Genomic DNA, 290 nt, shown 5'->3' with positions numbered 1-290 from the left:
AAACCTTCGCAGCCTCCGTCTCGCTAAAATCATCAGGGTCGGTAACATCCAGCAGAGCAGAACTTCGGACCACACATAGAACAGAAGTGAGCCACTTTAGCAGACTCCTTCGGCAGGGTTTCATCGTGGAATGCCCGGGCGGTGTCCGGGTCCAGGCCGATATTAAACTGATCTTCCCAGCGGAACTCGAAACGCGCCTTAGACATCGCGTTATCACGAATCTGCGCCCCTGGGTGACCTTTGGCCAGATCCGCCGCTGGTTTCAGTGATAATTCCAGTTTTTAATGGGG

General features: G+C 53.8%; 1 pseudogene. It reads right to left on the bottom strand.

Features of this window, described 5'->3' with window-relative positions:
• Positions 1-53: 53 nt before the first annotated feature.
• Positions 54-257 (bottom strand): annotated as a pseudogene (locus tag JW499_RS22050) (phosphomethylpyrimidine synthase ThiC); the annotation flags it as partial.
• Between the last annotated feature and the right edge of the window lie 33 nt (positions 258-290).

This window comes from Amphritea pacifica, from assembly GCF_016924145.1.
Classification (GTDB): domain Bacteria; phylum Pseudomonadota; class Gammaproteobacteria; order Pseudomonadales; family Balneatricaceae; genus Amphritea; species Amphritea pacifica.
Note: the sequence above shows the minus strand (reverse complement) of the source record. Positions and strands in the feature narration are given on the sequence as shown.